This is a genomic window from Algihabitans sp. (genome assembly GCF_965226985.1).
Classification (GTDB): Bacteria; Pseudomonadota; Alphaproteobacteria; order Kiloniellales; family DSM-21159; genus Algihabitans.
Genome location: NZ_OZ245712.1, coordinates 219,132 through 235,917 on the forward strand (window position 1 = coordinate 219,132; position 16,786 = coordinate 235,917).

A 16,786-nucleotide genomic window follows, 5' to 3' on the forward strand; every position below is an offset into this window, starting at 1 on the left:
GGGACGCGATGTCGGGTCGAAGGCCGGTGCCGAGCCGCCGGTTTGCCGTTTCAGGGACGGCGGTTCCCTCTAGCTCGGCGCGAGCTCGCTATGATCGAGCGCGCCGAGGTCGGCGACCAGCGTCGCCATGTCCCTTGCCACAGCCTGGAAGCCGTCGGCGTGCCGATAGGTCCCCTCATTCATATAGAGCGCCCGATTGATTTCGATCTGCAGAGCATGCAGGCCCTCGGCAGGCCGGCCGTAATGCCGGGTCACGAAGCCGCCGGAATAGGGCTGATTGCGCGAGACCCGATAGCCCAGACGCTTGAGGACCTCTGTTGCCCGTTCGACGACCGCCGGGCTGCAGGCGGTGCCATGGCAATCGCCCAGGACGATATCGACTCGCCCTGCTGCCTTCCCACCGCCGACGGCAGTCCGCCCCTTGCTTGTACCATTCATAGCTTGAGGAGCAATGCCGCCCGACGGCATGGAATGACAGTCGAGCAGGAGGCAGACCCCGAAGCGCCCCAGTGTGTCGTCTATCAGCTCTCTTAGGGCCTTGTGATAAGGCCAATAGTAGCTGCGGATCCGCTGCAGGGCTTCGGCAACGGTCAGCTTCTCGCGATAGATTTCGGCGCCGTTGGCCACGACCCTGGCGATGGTGCCGAGACCGGCCGCGACCCGTGGCGAGCGGGTGTTGGCATAGTCAGGTAGAGCATCGATGAACATCGCGGGATCGAGTTCGAAAGGCTCACGGTTCGGATCCACGTAGGCGCGAGGGAAAAGGGCCCGCAACAAAGGCAGGCCGAGATCCACCGCCGGAGCGAAAAGTTCGTCGACGAAAGCGTCTTCCGAGCGCCGAAGCTGTCGCGCGTCCAGACGGGAGCGGGCGACGAAATCATCCGAGTAGTCGCGTCCGCTGTGAGGCGAAGCGAGGACGAGAGGCAGACTCTGCTCGGCCGGCCGCAGGACATGATGCGTGGTAAGCGGTGGGCTGGGCGGCAGATCGGCCCGATATGCGGTAAAAGCGTCCATCAATTCGATGAGAATGCCTCGCAGACTTCGTCCGGCCAAGGCAAAAAGCCCTATCGTCCGCCTGCCAATGATCTGCCAAGAAACACTTTGGCAAGATTTGCCGATCAGGTTAACGGTTCCGAAGTGTCTCTCTTGCGAGCTCGGGCCTTCGCCAGCTTCACGGCAGACTGCACTCGCAAGTCGATCGTAGCAAGGAACAGCTATTCTCAACACTCGATGGCGGTGCGCGCGCGCCGGCTTCTGCAGTAAAACGGCTTGCATAGGAGCGAGGCGCGATTCATGACGGCAGCGACGATCGATAAACTTCCCTCACCGCCGACAGCACTCTAGGTTCGACGTTATGGCAAAGATCCTTCTCGCCGAGGATGACCAATCCATGCGCAGCTTCCTCGCGACAGCGCTTCAGCGTGCTGGGCACGAGGTGATGAGCTATGGCGACGGCATGTCGGCCCTGACACGTCTGCACGAGGAGGAGTTCGACCTGCTGCTCGCGGACGTGGTGATGCCCGGTCTGGACGGTGTCGAGTTGGCGCGTCGCGCCGGGGAAGCCCGGCCGGGTTTGAAGGTTATGTTCATCACCGGTTTCGCGGCCGTCGCCCTGCGGGCGCGCAACCGCGAGCAGCCAGGCGCCAGGGTGTTGTCCAAGCCGTTTCACCTGCGAGAACTGGTCCAGGAAGTCGACGCTATCCTGGCGGCCTGACACTCGAGACCACGCAAGACAAGGCAGGCTTGTCAAAACCGCCGGCTCTTGCTACATCGCTGCCTCCCGACCGCGGGCCATCTGGCACCGCTAGCGCGATGGGCGCGTAGCTCAGCGGGAGAGCACTACGTTGACATCGTAGGGGTCGCTGGTTCAATCCCAGCCGCGCCCACCATCGCAAAACGTTGATTTTCCAGGGAAATTAAGGTTTAGCATTTGCGCATAGACGCATGTGCTTTCTCTGGATTTTCTCTAATCTGTTTTTGTTCTGTTTATGGTCTGAGCTTAAACCCACCGACAAATCTCGACCCGCGAGCGGATGCCGCAACAGCGAGGTAGGAGCATACCGCTGCATCTCCCATGGTGCTCCGGCCACAACAAAGTGAGTATTCAGTCTCATAACCTGAAGGTCGCAGGTTCAAATCCTGCCCCCGCAACCACCGATACCGACACGCCCAAAAGGGACGTGTCGGTTTGGTGCTTTAGAGCCCGGGTTTCCGCCAACTCCTGCCGTTTCTCCGCTGCCCAGTCGAGGATGGTTCCGAGGTCGCCATGCAGCGTGGCGTCGATCTGGCCGCGCTTGGGGCCGGGCGTCAGCGTGATCCTGCCGACGATATCCCGGATGGCCTGGGTCGCCGCGGCGCGCTCCTCAGGGTGCTGCAGCGCCTCGGCGAGGCGCTCCACCTTGCGGCGGTAGAGGCCGGCAAGGGTGGGCAATGTATCGGGCAGCTCCTCCGTCGTGCTCTCCAACCGCCTCTTGAGGTCCGCCTGTTCGGCCTCCAGGGTCTGCAGGCGCGCCATCAGCGCGCGGCTGTAGCCGCCCGCCTCCATCACGGCGACGATCTCCGCAATGCGCCTGTCCACCTGGACCAGCGCCCGGCGGTCTGCGCCGGCCATGGCGCGGCCTTCGCGTTTCAAGCGGTTGCTCTCCTCCACGTAGGCGCGCATGGCCGTGGCCGCGACCTCCGGGGCCATCAGCCGGTCGCGCAAGCCGGCCATGACGCGCTCCTCCAGGACGCCGCGCGCGATGGTGCGGCTGTTGGGGCAGCTGCCATTCATGATGTGGTTCGCGCAGCCGTAGCGGTTCTGGCCGCGCAGCACATAGCGTCCGCCACAGCTCCCGCAGAAGATCAAGCCGGAGAGCAGGGCGCGCGGCCGGTGGGTCCGGTGCAGGCGCTCGGCATGGCCGGCCTTGATGGCGGGGGCGTAGGTGATCGCAAGCACGGCCTGCCGCTCCTTGACCGCCTGCCACAGGTCGTCCTCGACGATGCGCAGGTCCGGCACCTCCTTGACGATCCACTGCTCTGGCGGATTGAGCCGCGAGACCCGTTTGCCGCTCGCCGGGTCTTTCATGTAGCGCAGGCGGTTCCAGACCAGCCGGCCGATGTAGAGTTCGTTGTTGATGAGCCCGGTGCCGCGCCGGGCGTGGCCGCGCAGGGTGGTGTCGATCCAGAGCTTGCCGGCCGGGCCGGGGATGCCCTCGGCGTTGAGGTGCTGCGCGATGGCGCGCGGGCTGACACCCGCTGCGAAGTCCCGGAAGACCCGACGCACGATCTCGGCCTCGGCCGCGTTGATGCTGCGCCCGCCCCGGATGGGCGCGCCCGCGCCGTCGAGATCTTTCACCACATCGTAGCCGTAGCAAAGGCCGCCGCCCGACTTGCCCTGCTCGACCCGGCCGCGCAGTCCGCGATGGGTTTTGGCCGCGAGGTCCTTGAGGAAGAGCGCGTTCATGGTGCCCTTGAGGCCCACGTGCAGTTCGCAGATCGCGCCCTCGGCCAGGGTGACGATCTCCACGCCGGCAAACCTCAGGTGCTTGAAGAGCGTCGCTACGTCGGCCTGATCGCGGCTCACCCGGTCCAGGGCCTCGGCCAGCACCACATCGAAGCGCCCGGCTAGCGCGTCCTGCAACAGCGCCTGCACGCCCGGTCGCAGGGTGACGCTTGCGCCGGAGAGGGCGGCGTCCTGGTAGGTCTCTACCACGCTCCAGCCCTCCCGTTCGGCCTGCTCGCGGCAGAGGCGGAACTGGTCTGCGATCGAGGCCGCGTTCTGAGCATCGGAGGAGTAGCGGGCGTAGAGGGCGGCGCGGGTCATCTTACGAAGTCTCCTGGCCGTTGTCGGTCGGACGGTTGTCGTTGGCGGCGCTCAACTGCTCGAAGGTTTCCCTTGCCATCTGCCGGCCGATCAGACGGGCGAGGGTCAGCACGGCGGCATCCAGTCTCGTCGCCGCCGTCCCGCTGTCGTTGGCCGCCGTCCCGCCCTTGGACGCGGCCGGATGAGACTCGTCCTCCGGCATGGCTGGACCTTTCCCCGAGTCTTGTGGGTAAGGAGTCCGACGTGGGCGTGTCTCCTCGGGCGATCAACCGCGAACTCCCAGTCTTTGTCTGCAGTCAGGTCAGGCCGCAGCCAGCGCGAGCGGGAATGAGACAGCGCCGTCGAGCCTGGGCCAATTCACTCCAAGATTCTTTTTTTGGGCATGGCAGCAGTCTCGCCGGGCCGAGGAAGCCGGGCTGTCAAGGGCGGCCGTCAGGCCGCCGCCTGCGGCGGTCGCCAGACCCTTGACAGTCCGGCGCGGCCCGGCAGGCTTGCCGGCAAGCCCAAACGAAAAAGCCGTTTCCGGCCGGTCATGCGCCAGGTGCGGTCGCCTCGGCCAGACGCCTAAGGTCGACCAGGGCCGTCTCCAGCCACTCGCGGTCCTCGTAGAGGTAGACCCGCGCCCGGCCCCGCCGTGAAGCGACGGCGGCGAGGCTGAGCTTGGCGTGGAGGCCGGTGGCCGTGTGGGCCGGCAGCGCCACCGCCGCGCGCACTGCCTCGGCGTAGCGCCGGAACAGTTCGGCATGCTGCAGAGAGGCTGGGTCGGCGTAGGGCGGGAAGGGGCCGCGCCAGGGGAGGGGTGGGAGATCCGCCTGGGCCGCGCGCGCCGCGCGGAGGCGGTCGCGGATCCGCTGCGCCCGGGCGCAGCGCTTGCGCAGGCGCTTGGCCTGCGCGATGCGCCGGAAGAGTTCCGCGTCGGGGCCGGGATCGGAGGCGGTTAGAGCGGCAGGCGTCGGGATGGTGGCGAAGGTCTGCGCGGCTGGAAAAACCGCCGCCGGCAGAGCGAAACTGCGGGCCAGCATGGCCCGCCGCGAAAGGCTTGTGCTACGGATAGGCTTAGCCATGACCGGACTCCTCAGAAGTCAGGTTGTGGTCAGGCGCGGGAGGGTGTTGGCGCATCCTCTCGTGCCGCTCGATATCACCAAAATACCGTAACCTCACGATATTATCGTGATATCGTGAGGTCAAGATAATCTCGTAACCTTGACTGAATTTATGACTAAGGAAAGTATCGGCGCGTGATGACGCCTTCCCAATGCCGCGCTGCCCGTGGACTGCTCAGATGGAACCTACCAGCACTTGCCGAAGCTTCTGGGGTGAGTGTCAGTACCGTCAATAGTTTCGAGCTGGAGCGGAGGACGCCGATTCCGGCGAACCTTGCGGCTATCAAGTCTGCTTTCGAGAAAGCCGGCGTCGAGTTCCTTGACGCTAATGGTGGCGGGCCAGGCGTGCGGCTGCGGGAATGACGCCGACAAGACCGGCAGCCGGGCATTCTAGTCGTTCTCTCTGCGTGATATCAGCCATCGTTTCAAGCGGATGAGAAAAAGTCCCACCCAAGACTGTTGTTTATGCCGTTGAAGGCGAACGACTGCTATGCGGGACAAAATCACCCTTTCGCTGCGGTTGCTCTCAATCGCGGCTCTCGTCCAGCCGGTGACTGCGCCTCGCCCTCCAATGGACTTCGTTCTGTGACACTTCTGGAAATACTATTGCGGCTCAACCAATGGCCTTTGATGTCCGCGCTGAAGATTTCGCGAATATTGATAGAGGGCTATGATATTTGGAGCCAAGTCACGCACTTCGTCAGCAATGAGTGCAGAGTTTATTGCATCTTCCATACGGTAACTCGCCACTTCCTTGCGAAGACGGTCATGTTCAGACCGAACACTTTGAAACGTTTCCGAACGAAGGTACGCTCTGCTCTCTAACTCTAAGAAGCCGGGTAGCCTTGTCATGAAGAGCGGTGTTGCTTCGGGCGCATCGGATGGCCAACTAATCTTTAGAAGGAAGTTGGTTTGATATCGATTGCCCAAAATGCTGTCACAGACCGTAGCTGTTTTAGCCTCACCAATACATTCTACCTGAATTCTGAGCCTGTCTCCAAACGCACGATCTAGATAGGTTTCAACTTGGCTTCGATTGCCACCCGCAAGTACGATGCGATATTGAGTTGGACTATTTCGCTCGTTGTCTGTTGCAGCTCGAAACAGCGCATATCTGGCAAAGTTTTCCCGAATAAGTGAGCTGGTTGAAAGCACTGTTTGAGCGTGCTGCCACCGCTTCTCATCTTGACTGTGCAAATCGCGCCAAAGCAACTCGACCAATGATGTACCATCGATCATTGCCTGCTGCGCTCTTAAGATCTCGACAACTTGCAACGCTTGGATCAGCAGTCGTAAGGCGTCCTCCTCACTGTGAGCAAGCCCTCCGACTACCTGACTATTATCCTGCATTGCAAATTGCTCTGGCCGCTTCCCCATCAGGCCAAAGATGCTGTGCAGATCGCCAACGCTGTTGGAAGCATACAAGACGCTTGGAGCCGACAAAGGGCGTGAAATCTCGTTATAGATTGCCGCAGTGAAGTACCTTTCCAATGCGGAACGTGCTTCCGAATGATCACGCACAAGCCTGGATCGTTGCTCTACAGGCGCATCCATGTCCGTTGTTATTTCAATCGCCGAAAACTGCGTGACAAGAGGTGGCGAAAAGGCAAGAGCAATAGCAGCCTTCTCTGCGTCAGAAGTGGATAGCCCCTGTTCAGCTTCCAAGAGTTCTGCCATACGCGGCAAATAATATCCAGTTACGACAGGCCTAAAAAGATTATCCCTGAAAGACTTGGCTAATATGGTCGTTCTTTCTGCGTCCTGCTGTTGCTCTGCAGTGACGTCGCCAGAAACGGCCTTCTCTAAATCCAAATCATCCACAAGACGGTTCATGAAAAAGTACTCATCAATCGGTCGTCCGCCTTGAAGACTATTAAAAAGATCAGAAAGCGCTACGTAACAGCGTCTCAAATCGCGACCGTACCTGTTCGAGATGTATTTCAGTTTCTCAGATACAGGTGGGGGGTTCTTCATCCAATTGTCCCGCACTGTCTGCGGCAACCCGGCCCGATTTGGTTCGACAAACAGGTCTATACTCTCAGCGCTTTCTGGGAACAGAACCGGATTTATAGAGTCCGATACTGAACTGCATACTGCCATGGCGCGATCATCTCCGGCGAAAATCGCGCGCAAGATTAAAATGGTACTCTCTTGCAACGAAGCCTCAAGATTCTGAAACCCAGACTCCATCGTCCATTGCATCCGATCCAACTGCTGCATGATCCGCGCTTGCCCCTCAAGCAAGCGAGCTTGGTTTTTCAGGACTAAATGTAACTTTCGATCAATTCGATTGAGAGCGCCCATAATCGCCCGATGCCGCAACTCGTCAGCACTTGGCCTTTTAGGACCAAAGAATTTAAAGACGCTTGTTGCAGCGCCTAAAAAATTCCCATTCGCGAGTTGGGTTGCCGCGCCGGTGGCGAAGTTCGCAAAATTCAGCGCTTTTGCTGCCGGTTCCGGGATATCCACCCTTGCGGCGTCTAGTAACGCAGCCACTTCATTGGCGGTCTTGGTTACCTCACTTGCACCCGCAACAAACTCTTTTGCAGAGTCCACCAGTTCCTGAAATTCTTCCTTCTCTTCTCGGCTCTCGCCATAACCACCATCTTGTAGTCTTTGGGAAATCTCATCGAGGTCGTCAGCACCCGAGATACTTCGGAGTTCTTCTACCAGACTCTGCGCAGCGGCATTTACGGACGTAGAACCATCCGATGAATTCTCCAAGCTGTCTTCTAGTCGGTACAAATTGGCTAAGAAGTTTGCGCCCTTCTCAAGTTGCGTACGCTGCGCTTCTTCCAAGGCTTTGATTGCGTCAACGTGTAGAGCGTCTGAGTACGCTCTGAGAGTCGTCGGTGCGACGACGTTGTCTCGAAGTGCGCCTGCGACCCACATCTTCCCAGCACTTTCGACGCGGTTTAACAGTTCGCTACCCGCCGCCGCTGGGAACGCAAGCAACTTGATCTCTGACGCAACAATTTCAGTACCCATCGCAACCCGGTCGCTATCCCTGGCCCCAGAGTTGTAACCCTGAGCATGACTGCCGATCAAAGCGTCGGTGAAAACACCCATGCGTTGAGCAGTTCGAGCTTCAATGTAATCCATCAGTCCGGCAGTTTCGAGCAAGGCATCTGTTGTCTGCTCCGGCCGGAGCCATGGCTGGCTCAAATCGGAACCATCGTCATCCCAAGGCATCCGCGTGAGTTCGCGTTCGAATTCTTGAAGCAACTTGTAGTCGTTATAAAGGCTTTTACCACTTGGTTTGGTGACCGCAGATGTGGCTAATGACCAAAACTGCTCCGATACTTCCTGAGCTCTGGCTGTCGAACAGCTGAAGCTGACGACAACCGCAGCCATCATCAAAAGATAGCGTCTCATTTTAGTTGTTCGTGATTTGCGTTAAGGCGTCGAGACGCGTCTCAAGGCTGTCAAGTCGAGCACCGATCACAGCCGCATCCTGCTCATCTACCACAGACAAAAGTGAACGGATTTCTGCCACCTCAGCGATAAGAATATCAATTTGGATCGCAAAGCTCTGAGCAACCGTCTGTTGAACTTCAACTGTGTTTGCTTTGATTTTCGCGTTTATTGTCGCCAGATGCTCGCTCAAGGCTGAGCTTACTTGCGCATTGGTAACGGGTCGAGTATGTCGGTGCTTACAGGAAAAATCTCTAGGGTCAATAATTCTAGGAGGCAGTGGGGTTGTAAAGAACCGGTTCTCAAGCGCACTCCCTAAACCTGGAACAATTTGAATCTCAACGATTCGATTAACGGATGTTTGAGCACGTTCATTGGTAGCCTTAGCAGAAATCACCGCACAATCGGAGAATGCCGATAAGTCTAACGCATGCGTTGGATGACTCACACCAACAAAGCTTATCACAGAAACAACGCCCAAAATGCAGATATTCTGAAATGCATTCATGAAATATTCCCCCAAGTTTTTCTTAGGACATGGCTTTCACCCTAGAAGAGCAACTTTCGTGAGTGCAGCATAAACTAAATCAAGAAACAACAGTTTTTTGCAACCACAGATTCTTTTTCATGCTCTCGCTACGCCTTTTGCATGTGCAGCAGGAACCTTGCGTCTTTCGTGGCTATTTCGTCTGCAAACCATTCAATAAGAAGCTGACCTGAGCTGCCAACCCGCCCCCATTTTCGCAGCGGCCTCAATCCCGGAATAAGCCGTGCACAGCTTAAAGGCGATGGAAACAATGCATGTTCGCGGTTGGATCGGTCTTTATCAGACACATTCGGCACCTCCACATTCTGGCAGCGATGTCCTGCTCTTCTTTGCCAACGGCATTGGCGTGAATGCTGTCGCATTGAGCTGTGAGTAAAGCCCTTGTTAGTAAATTAGGCGGTGCAATCGGCATAAGTGGACATTAATGCAATGCGCAGCGTTTCTAATTCTTGGCTCGAAGCGGTCGTCCGCAGCAGGCCCGATGAATGACCGGACTCGGTCATAGGTGACAAATGGCTTTCAAGGCCCGGTCGCCTAATTCAGTAGGCTTTGACTTCGCTGTGACATGCAGCGGGATATCATCCTACACACCGGTACCGGGTCCTCGCTTGCGGCCAAACTCCCAAGAGATACCGCTGCCTCGGATGAGGCCGGAGACCTGCCGACCCAGCGCGTTCTCGATGACCGGCCGCCAGAGGACCAGTGTGAAATCCTTTGAGCGCTCCACCAAGGGCGTACTTGCCGCTGACGAGCTGCAAGAACTACCGGTAGTTTGCGCTGATGCGCTCGCTGCTATTGGCTATGCGAGACTCCATGCCGTTCCGCTGAGCTGACTTCTTGCCGGAGTTCTCAACTTCGCGTCGGGTTAGGGCGACTAGCATGTCGTAGTGGGCGACAAACCCGGCGACGGTCTTTCTCGCCAGTTCGTCCGCGATCAGCTACCGGCGACGTCTGACGAGCGCAGTAGATACACTGTTGCCGAAGCTGGATTCCCTGACATCGAGACCTGATGCATGACCCGGCTGATGTAGCTTTTGGTGCAGCCGTCGCCGATGCTGCCGATGTGTCCTAGCTTTGCCTAGGAGATGTCTTCGCTGTCGTCCGACATGGTCGCTCACTGACTTATGCGCGCCGTTGCCTTCCGAAAACGCCGCCTTCATCCTTGCACCAACAATCCCGCAATCCCATCAGCGCTTTAGCGTTGACCGCCTGCACAGGGCGCGCGGCCCCCTGTGCAGGCCAACCCGATGTGCAGACTGGGAAAAGCGCCGCTTTGCACCATGACCTTTTATCTTGCGCTCTTAAATTGATGACTATCCCGTTGCTTTCTCATGGATCTTCTTTCCTTAAGTTGGACAGTAGAGTCTCGGGCATCACCCTTATCTTTACTCTAGACGCGGGCGCGCGACGGGGCCAGGGGGGACGATCGGACGGTCCATACACTCTTTCGAACTCAGCCGCAGAGAGGGTGCGGCGGTTCACTTTCCGATCGGACAGGGCGGGGCGTCAGTCACCTGCACTCACGCGTGATCGCACCTCCCAAGGAGGGCGTCACAGGCAAGATAGCGCGCTTCCCGCCGCTCATCAGTCTCCCGTCCCACCGTTCCGCCCTCGGGCGGAACCCGTCAAACCCGAACCGTTTTTCGCTGCCTGCGGCTCAGCCTTTCGGTGCGATCATCGCCGTCGCCTTTCTTGGAGATCCGCCCACCGTAATCGACCGTGGTGCCCGACTGCCAACGCCGCGGCGTGAGCCCGAAATGAGCGCCGACCGTGCGCGACTTGGCGTAGAAGCGCGCGATCGCGATGGGAACCGAGGAGGCCGGTGTCAGCGAGACGCCAGGGTCTTCCGCGTCTGGCACATCGCTGCCATTCGCCTCCGTGTCTCGGATGTTCGCTTGTGGCGGCTAAGCGGACACGACCAAGTGTCCGCTCTGTGGGATGGAGGGGACTTTCACTGCGCTATGCAGCAAGGTCCGGTCCACCAGAGTATATTTTGTGAAACTGCCCCGCCCTCGGATAGCGCTTTTGCCAAGAATTAGGCTCGTACCTGAACGCGCTCACGAACACGGTTGTAAATCCTGATCTCCGGTCGGTGCTCGAGTTCCACGACTACGGCGAACCGCTGATTGAGAACTTGGTCCACGGCCCAATGGGATAGGCATCGCACAACGAGGTAGTACACCTCGCCGTACTCCTCTGTATCACGCCTGAAGGTGACAGAGGCCGTCTGAAGCGTGCTATTCGCCCGCTCGTCTGACCCGGGTTGGAGCTTGCACTTAAACCTCTGCGGCACGGCTGGCGCTGCCCCTTCCAACGTCTTGTCCCGATTGCGAAAATGCTCAAAGAGCTCTGCCTCATCAATGCCGCGCAGGAGGCGGAAATCCATCTTGGTGCCGAGATAGTCATTCCGGGTGCGGCGGACAGGCGGGTCGTAGGCAAGGGAAACCCGGATCGTACGCGCCCCACCGGTTCGGAACTCGGGTGGGATGGGTAGGCGGTATACAGCAAATTGATCCATCTCCAAGGCGTCCTCGGCGTAGAGGACGACACGATGGTCATCCGAGTAGGCGGCGCGGATGGGATCGACGACCCCGCTGCCTCCGATACTGACTCGCTCGGCGGCGGTCATCGCCCCCAACCGTCGTTCGAAGGCATCGGGCGAGCGCGCCGCGCCCACGAGGAGCGCTCGCAAGAGGTTGGCAGACGCATTGGGCATACGGCCGAGCAGGCGCGCGGCCTTGTGGATCAACAGCGGCGCGGCAAAGGATGTGCCCCCGGCGGCGGTGAGGAACTGCTCTGTGTAGCGATGATTCAGAGTGATCACCCCCGCTGCGGGCAGATGCGGCGCGCCAGCCAAGCTGATGGAAGGCACATCGAAGACAGCCGTCCCGCCAAGGTCGACGACATCGGGCTTCCGCGCACCACCCGCCCCGGGTCCGATCCGCGTGAAGGGCGACGGCTCGCCCCATTCCTGCGTGATCGGCCGAACATTTGCGTCCTGCGCATGCCGGGCATCGAGACCGGTTCCTCCCGCCACCGCACCGACCGTCACGACGTTCGCCGCGCCCGCGGGCTCGGCCAGCCGGTTTTCCGGCTCGAGCAGGTAGGTGGGGTATACGGTTACCAGTTCCTCGGACGTAGCTGACCTGAATGGTCTCGGCCGACCCCGATTGCCGGCGGAGACGACGATTAGTACGTCGAGCTCGCGAGCGAGCGCATCCAGGGTTGCGGCCCAGGGACCGACCCGACCCTGTGGAAGGTTGGCGTTCGTATCGCCAAGCGACAGCACGAACAGCCGACAGCCTTGGTCCGCGTGTAGCGTGCGGATCGCTGCGTCCATCACACGGGGCACCGTGCGTCGTTCCGGGAACCGGCCGTTATCGCCTACGACTTTGGCCACGGCCAGCCGCCCGACCGGTTCCAGCGCACCCAACGGAATCGCGTCGCGCAGATCACCAAAAATCGCCGTTCCTGCGACGGAAGTGCCGTGTCCCCAAACATCGGCGGTGTCCACGATGCCCTCGCCGAGGTGACGACCAACGACCAGCCCGTTCAAAAGTGGATGATCATTCACTCCGCTGTCGAGGACGCCGATGACCGGCGCACCTTCCGCCGGCTGGAGGACGGCTGGGACTCCGCCCGCGTCCAGGGCTACCATTGGCTGGGCTACGAGATCCGGCTCCGGTGGAAGGTCGATGATCGCGATCTCGGGTACGCCGAGAAGAGGCCGGATGCCGCGCCCCGTTGCTTCGACGCGCATCACGGTGATGGAGGGGCCGATATAGGTGTCGTAAACGGCTCCGCTTTGGGCGGTCAGGAACTGTTCGATCTCCGCCACCTTGGCTTCGCGCCGGGGCCGGGTGCCGAACTCCCAAAGTTCAATATCGAGGACGTAACGAGTATCGTCCTGAAGATCCTCGGCTTCAGTGAAGCCCTCGGCCTTGATCTTCGGCCCGAGCCGATCCCGCGGGGCGAGTGCGCCGATCCCGTCGATCCGTCCCACTAGGCCGGCGTAGTTCGGATTCTTCTGATGCGGTTTGGCAGGGGGAGCGTCGAACTTGCTGAGGCGATCCACGAACTCGGTCACGTCGCCCGTCGAGGAGAAGAGCAGGACAGTGCGATCCGCATCGCTGGAGACGACCGAGAGGCCGAGCCTCTCCCACTCGCTCTCGGCGATATGCCCATCCACTTGGACGCGAAGAAGTAGAGAGGGATCGACGAAGGCAGCTGGCTTTGCGGCTTGCTGCTCCGCGACCGCAGCCTGGGTCTCGGTCCGAAGGGCACCGCCATGACCGCCGCCTCGTCCGGGCGGGGCACCGCCACCGCCGGTCTTGCGCCGCGCGATCGGCAGGCGGGCACGGATCAGTTGCAGGTGGTCGAGCTGGGCCATCCCGCCTTCCTATTCGGGAGTGGCTCCCGCGCCACCTCTGTGCATCCTCGCACGCCGACGCTCCGAATTGCGCAGGGCTGAGCGCAGATGACCGTCGGTTACACCAGTGTTGCCATCGAGTATCGACAGCTTGATCGCTTGTTGGGTGATCCGGGCCAGTTCCGCGTAGGAGCTTCCCGTCAGGCGCTCGACGTAGGTCGTAGGATCGATGGTTGTCGTCACGTTGCGAAAGGCGTGGCGCAGGTAGGCTTCGATCATCCGCGCGTCGGGTAGGTCAAACCAGACCACCTCGTCGAATCTCCGCCAAATTGCAGGATCGAGCTGGCCCGCGAGGTTAGTTGCCGCGATCAAAAAACCGCCAGGTTCTATCTTCTCGATAAACATCAGGAGGCTGTTTACCACACGGCGCAACTCGCCAGTCTCGGTCGCTTCTTCCCGTGAGCGCGCCAGCGCGTCGAACTCGTCGAAGAAGAGGACGCAAGGCTGGCGCCGGGCAAACTCGAAGGTCTTGCGGATGTTGGTGGCCGTCTCACCGAGATAGGACGACACAAGGCTGTCGAGACGCACGTGAAAGAAGGGCAGTCCCAACTCGCCGGCGAACACCTCGGCGCACATGGTTTTCCCCGTCCCCGGCGGGCCACAGAAGAGCAGCTTTGAGCGCACGTCAAGACCATGGCGGTGTAAGCGATCGGCCTGCCGGAACTCGCGGATGATGCCAGCGAAGAGCTCGGTGTTCTCCCGCGACAGGTGAAGCTCGGCGGGCGTGCGTTGCGGTTCCACCCGCTGGATGAAATCGCGGGCCTCGTCCGGGAAGGGTAGGAGCTTAGTCGCGGGAGCCGTTTGGGTCGCTCCTTCACCGAGGCGATCGAGGGACTTGCGCAGGGAGCCTGCGAGCACGCGATTGCCCTTCCGCTCCTCCTCGCTGATGATCTGTTCGACCACGGTGCGGAAACTGTCATCCCGACCGTAGCTCGTGATGAGCTTCTTCATCAGTTCGCCGCGCGCCATCTTGCCTCCCTCGTCCTTTCCTCTCTACCTGTTCGATAAATGCCTTGCCAACGATAACTGAAGTCCTCACCTCCCCTGCCGAAACGGATTTCTGTAGTCGCGTGGGCGCACCCCGGCAGCACGCCCGAGTGAAATGGATCGACCCTTACGATAGCGTCATTACTGGTTTCGGAACACTGCTGCAGCAGGTCTCGATCCAAATGGAACGCCCTGCTACACCGGCAGCCCTTTTCGCCAAAGCCGCTAAGCGCGCACTGTCTAGCGTTCGGAAGACTGGGCTATGGAGCCGACTTGCGGCCGCGCGCCTGGAACGGCTTGACGCCTATGTCGGCTATTTTGCAAATCTCGGCCAGGAACAGGAAACCCTGGAGGAGCTTTACGCCCCCGTTTCGGCCCGCCTTACCGGGGAAACCGCAGCAGAACAGGAGCAGGATCTGGAGTTTTCGATCCGTTGGGAAGCCAATCTTGACGAATGGCTTGAACGCGGCGGCGCGTTGTTCGACCAGAGGCGGGCCATTCCCTACGGCACGATGGACGGCCTCGCGCAGGCGGCGCGCAAAATCCTCGAGCCTGCATGGATTTCCGGCCATCCGGAACGTATCCGGCCCGCGATGGAGGTGTTTCTGGCAGAGTTCCGAAAAGCCGACCTGCCGCCGAAAAACTACATGCGCAGTGGCGTTACCGTTCAGGATGTCTTCGAGTGGCTGTATGAGGTCGAGCACGTCCGGCTCAGCTACGGCCCTAAGTATAATGGTGTCGATCTCGAAAAGCTGTCGCCGGGCACGACGGGCATCGTCCTGCTGATCCTGTATCTCGGCGTGGATGTCGCCGACACCCGCCCGCTGATCGTCGATCAGCCCGACGAGAACCTGGACAACGAGTCGATCTACGAACTGCTGACGGCCTATTTCAAGACGGCGAAGAAGCGGCGCCAGATCATTCTCATCACGCACAACCCCAACCTGGTCGTAAACGCCGACTCCGAACAGGTCCTCGTGGCGGCAGCCGAGCCGCGCGACAACGGCCTTCCGCATATCACCTACGAGTCGGGCGCGCTGGAGAACAATACGCCCGAAGACCGGGGCATCAGGCAGCAGGTCTGCCGAATACTCGAAGGCGGCTCGTACGCCTTCCGCAAGCGGGAACGGCGCTACGCCCTGCCCGAAGGACAGAGCTGATCATGGCGGGACCTGAATGGATCGATGAAACCCTGTCCGCGGAACTACCGCTGCTACGGGACCGGGGCGAGGGACAGCATCTGGAATTTATGGAGCGTTACCCCGATAACGGTCACGAGCTCAGCCGGGAGATCGCGGCGTTCGCCTCCTCGAATCCCGGCAACATCCTGATCGGCGTCGCCGATGACGGCTCGCTCGCGGGACTGGAGGATGTTGACACCGCCGAAGGGCGCGATCGCCTGTGCCGCCGGATCGAAGGCGTGTGCTCCGGCAATGTCCGCCCTGCCATTACGCCGGTTATCAAGTTCGCCAAGGAAGATGAGGCGGTCGTGCTGGCGATCGAGGTTCCGCGCGGCGGACAGCCCGTGTATTACAGCCGGAACACCCCCTATGTTCGGCACCTGTCGCGCTCCCGTCCGGCCGAGCCGCACGAGGTCATCGAGCGCGTCGGCGAATGGCTTGCCAGGAACCCGCTCGCCCCGGCCGCGGACGAAGCCGGCAGCCGCTTCCTTTCCAATCTGGCCGCGACGCTGATCGAGGTCCTGATCTATGGCGGCGAACTTGAGCAGCGGAACGTCAATCCGTGGCTCGATCTCGTCAGGACACAGCTTGGCCGCGCCGGACAGGAACTGCGGCGGCTTGCCAGCGAAGACAGCGCCGTGGAGAAAGGACTTGATGACCGGCTCCGCTCCATCGCCGAAAAGCTGGATGCCGCCGCGTCGCACCGGCTAGTGATGGGCGGCGATTCCTGGAAGACACTGGCGGGCTATGTCTCCGATGCCATAGCCGAAGCTTCTCGCCTGAAAGCTGAGCATATCGACAGCGTGCCTCTTGCCGATCAGGCCAGGCGGGATAGTAACGACATGATCCGGCGGTCCGCGCGAGAGCTATCGGACCTTGATCGCCGGGCAGAAGCGATCGCTAGTGACGGCCGGGTCGAGGAGCTTCAGGAAGAGGCAAGCCGCATCGGGCAGCTGCTCCTCACAACAAGCCATTACCAAATCCCCGAGCACGATGAGGATTTTGTTGCACAGCTGCGTGAGATAGGTACCGGACTTCACCTCATCGAAACCCAACGTCTCTACATGGACGGCGGCCAGTCCATGCGGCGGATTGTCGGGCGCGTTCACGATCTAAACACCAAGCTCCAGACCCTGCTTTCGGTAGATTAGGACCATTGACCGCGCGTCAGCTTTAGCTTTCGGCAGGAGTCCTGGGCAAGGTCAAAGACGGTCGGCCTGTGGCGCACGCCCGATCTGGTCCCGCCGTGGAAGGAGCGGCGGGGGCAGAAAGCGGACGCGAGACCCGAAGCCAGCAGTTAAATCAGTGCCTTCAGCGAAT

Annotated in this window: 13 protein-coding genes and 1 tRNA gene; 4 read left to right on the plus strand and 10 right to left on the minus strand. The window is 60.4% G+C overall.

The window, feature by feature from the left end; all coding sequences use genetic code 11:
* Positions 1-69: 69 nt before the first annotated feature.
* Positions 70-1,053 carry an N-formylglutamate amidohydrolase gene (locus ACO054_RS00995; protein WP_421708580.1) on the minus strand — a complete coding sequence of 328 codons (984 nt, stop codon included), beginning with the start codon at positions 1,051-1,053 and terminating at the stop codon, positions 70-72.
* Positions 1,054-1,354: 301 nt separating this feature from the next.
* Between ACO054_RS00995 and cpdR the strand changes: the two genes are divergently transcribed.
* On the plus strand, positions 1,355-1,714 hold the full coding sequence (gene cpdR, locus ACO054_RS01000) for a cell cycle two-component system response regulator CpdR (RefSeq protein ID WP_421708581.1): 360 nt from the start codon (positions 1,355-1,357) through the stop codon (positions 1,712-1,714).
* A 100-nt stretch (positions 1,715-1,814) separates the two neighbouring features.
* Positions 1,815-1,889, plus strand: a tRNA-Val gene (locus ACO054_RS01005).
* A 221-nt stretch (positions 1,890-2,110) separates the two neighbouring features.
* Here the strand turns inward: ACO054_RS01005 and ACO054_RS01010 are convergent.
* The 9 genes from ACO054_RS01010 to ACO054_RS01050 all read right to left on the minus strand — a co-directional run bounded on the left by ACO054_RS01010 (position 2,111) and on the right by ACO054_RS01050 (position 14,267).
* The gene (locus ACO054_RS01010; protein WP_421708582.1) at positions 2,111-3,805 is read right to left on the minus strand and encodes a recombinase family protein; all 1,695 of its coding nucleotides are present in this window, start codon (positions 3,803-3,805) and stop codon (positions 2,111-2,113) included.
* Position 3,806: 1 nt separating this feature from the next.
* Positions 3,807-4,007, minus strand: coding sequence for a hypothetical protein (locus ACO054_RS01015; protein ID WP_421708583.1), 201 nt, complete (start codon positions 4,005-4,007; stop codon positions 3,807-3,809).
* Positions 4,008-4,335: 328 nt separating this feature from the next.
* On the minus strand, positions 4,336-4,869 hold the full coding sequence (locus tag ACO054_RS01020) for a hypothetical protein (protein ID WP_421708584.1): 534 nt from the start codon (positions 4,867-4,869) through the stop codon (positions 4,336-4,338).
* Positions 4,870-5,511: 642 nt separating this feature from the next.
* On the minus strand, positions 5,512-8,283 hold the full coding sequence (locus ACO054_RS01025; protein WP_421708585.1) for a hypothetical protein: 2,772 nt from the start codon (positions 8,281-8,283) through the stop codon (positions 5,512-5,514).
* A gap of 1 nt (position 8,284) precedes the next feature.
* Positions 8,285-8,830 carry a hypothetical protein gene (locus ACO054_RS01030; protein ID WP_421708586.1) on the minus strand — a complete coding sequence of 182 codons (546 nt, stop codon included), beginning with the start codon at positions 8,828-8,830 and terminating at the stop codon, positions 8,285-8,287.
* A 622-nt stretch (positions 8,831-9,452) separates the two neighbouring features.
* Entirely contained in the window at positions 9,453-9,596 is a 144-nt protein-coding gene (locus ACO054_RS01035; RefSeq protein WP_421708587.1) for a DUF3363 domain-containing protein, read from the minus strand.
* Positions 9,597-10,494: 898 nt separating this feature from the next.
* Positions 10,495-10,728 carry a transposase gene (locus ACO054_RS01040; protein WP_421708588.1) on the minus strand — a complete coding sequence of 78 codons (234 nt, stop codon included), beginning with the start codon at positions 10,726-10,728 and terminating at the stop codon, positions 10,495-10,497.
* A 176-nt stretch (positions 10,729-10,904) separates the two neighbouring features.
* Positions 10,905-13,259, minus strand: a complete 2,355-nt coding sequence (locus tag ACO054_RS01045; RefSeq protein ID WP_421708589.1) for a S8 family peptidase — start codon at positions 13,257-13,259, stop codon at positions 10,905-10,907.
* A 9-nt stretch (positions 13,260-13,268) separates the two neighbouring features.
* A complete protein-coding gene (locus ACO054_RS01050; RefSeq protein WP_421708590.1) occupies positions 13,269-14,267 on the minus strand; it encodes an AAA family ATPase in 999 nt (332 codons plus the stop codon).
* Positions 14,268-14,395: 128 nt separating this feature from the next.
* On the opposite strand from ACO054_RS01050, the gene ACO054_RS01055 reads away from it, so the two are divergent.
* Together ACO054_RS01055 and ACO054_RS01060 are read left to right on the plus strand one after the other, a co-directional pair.
* Positions 14,396-15,445, plus strand: coding sequence for an AAA family ATPase (locus ACO054_RS01055; protein ID WP_421708591.1), 1,050 nt, complete (start codon positions 14,396-14,398; stop codon positions 15,443-15,445).
* Between the two features lie 2 nt (positions 15,446-15,447).
* A complete protein-coding gene (locus ACO054_RS01060) occupies positions 15,448-16,617 on the plus strand; it encodes a helix-turn-helix domain-containing protein (protein ID WP_421708592.1) in 1,170 nt (389 codons plus the stop codon).
* Positions 16,618-16,786: the final 169 nt, after the last annotated feature.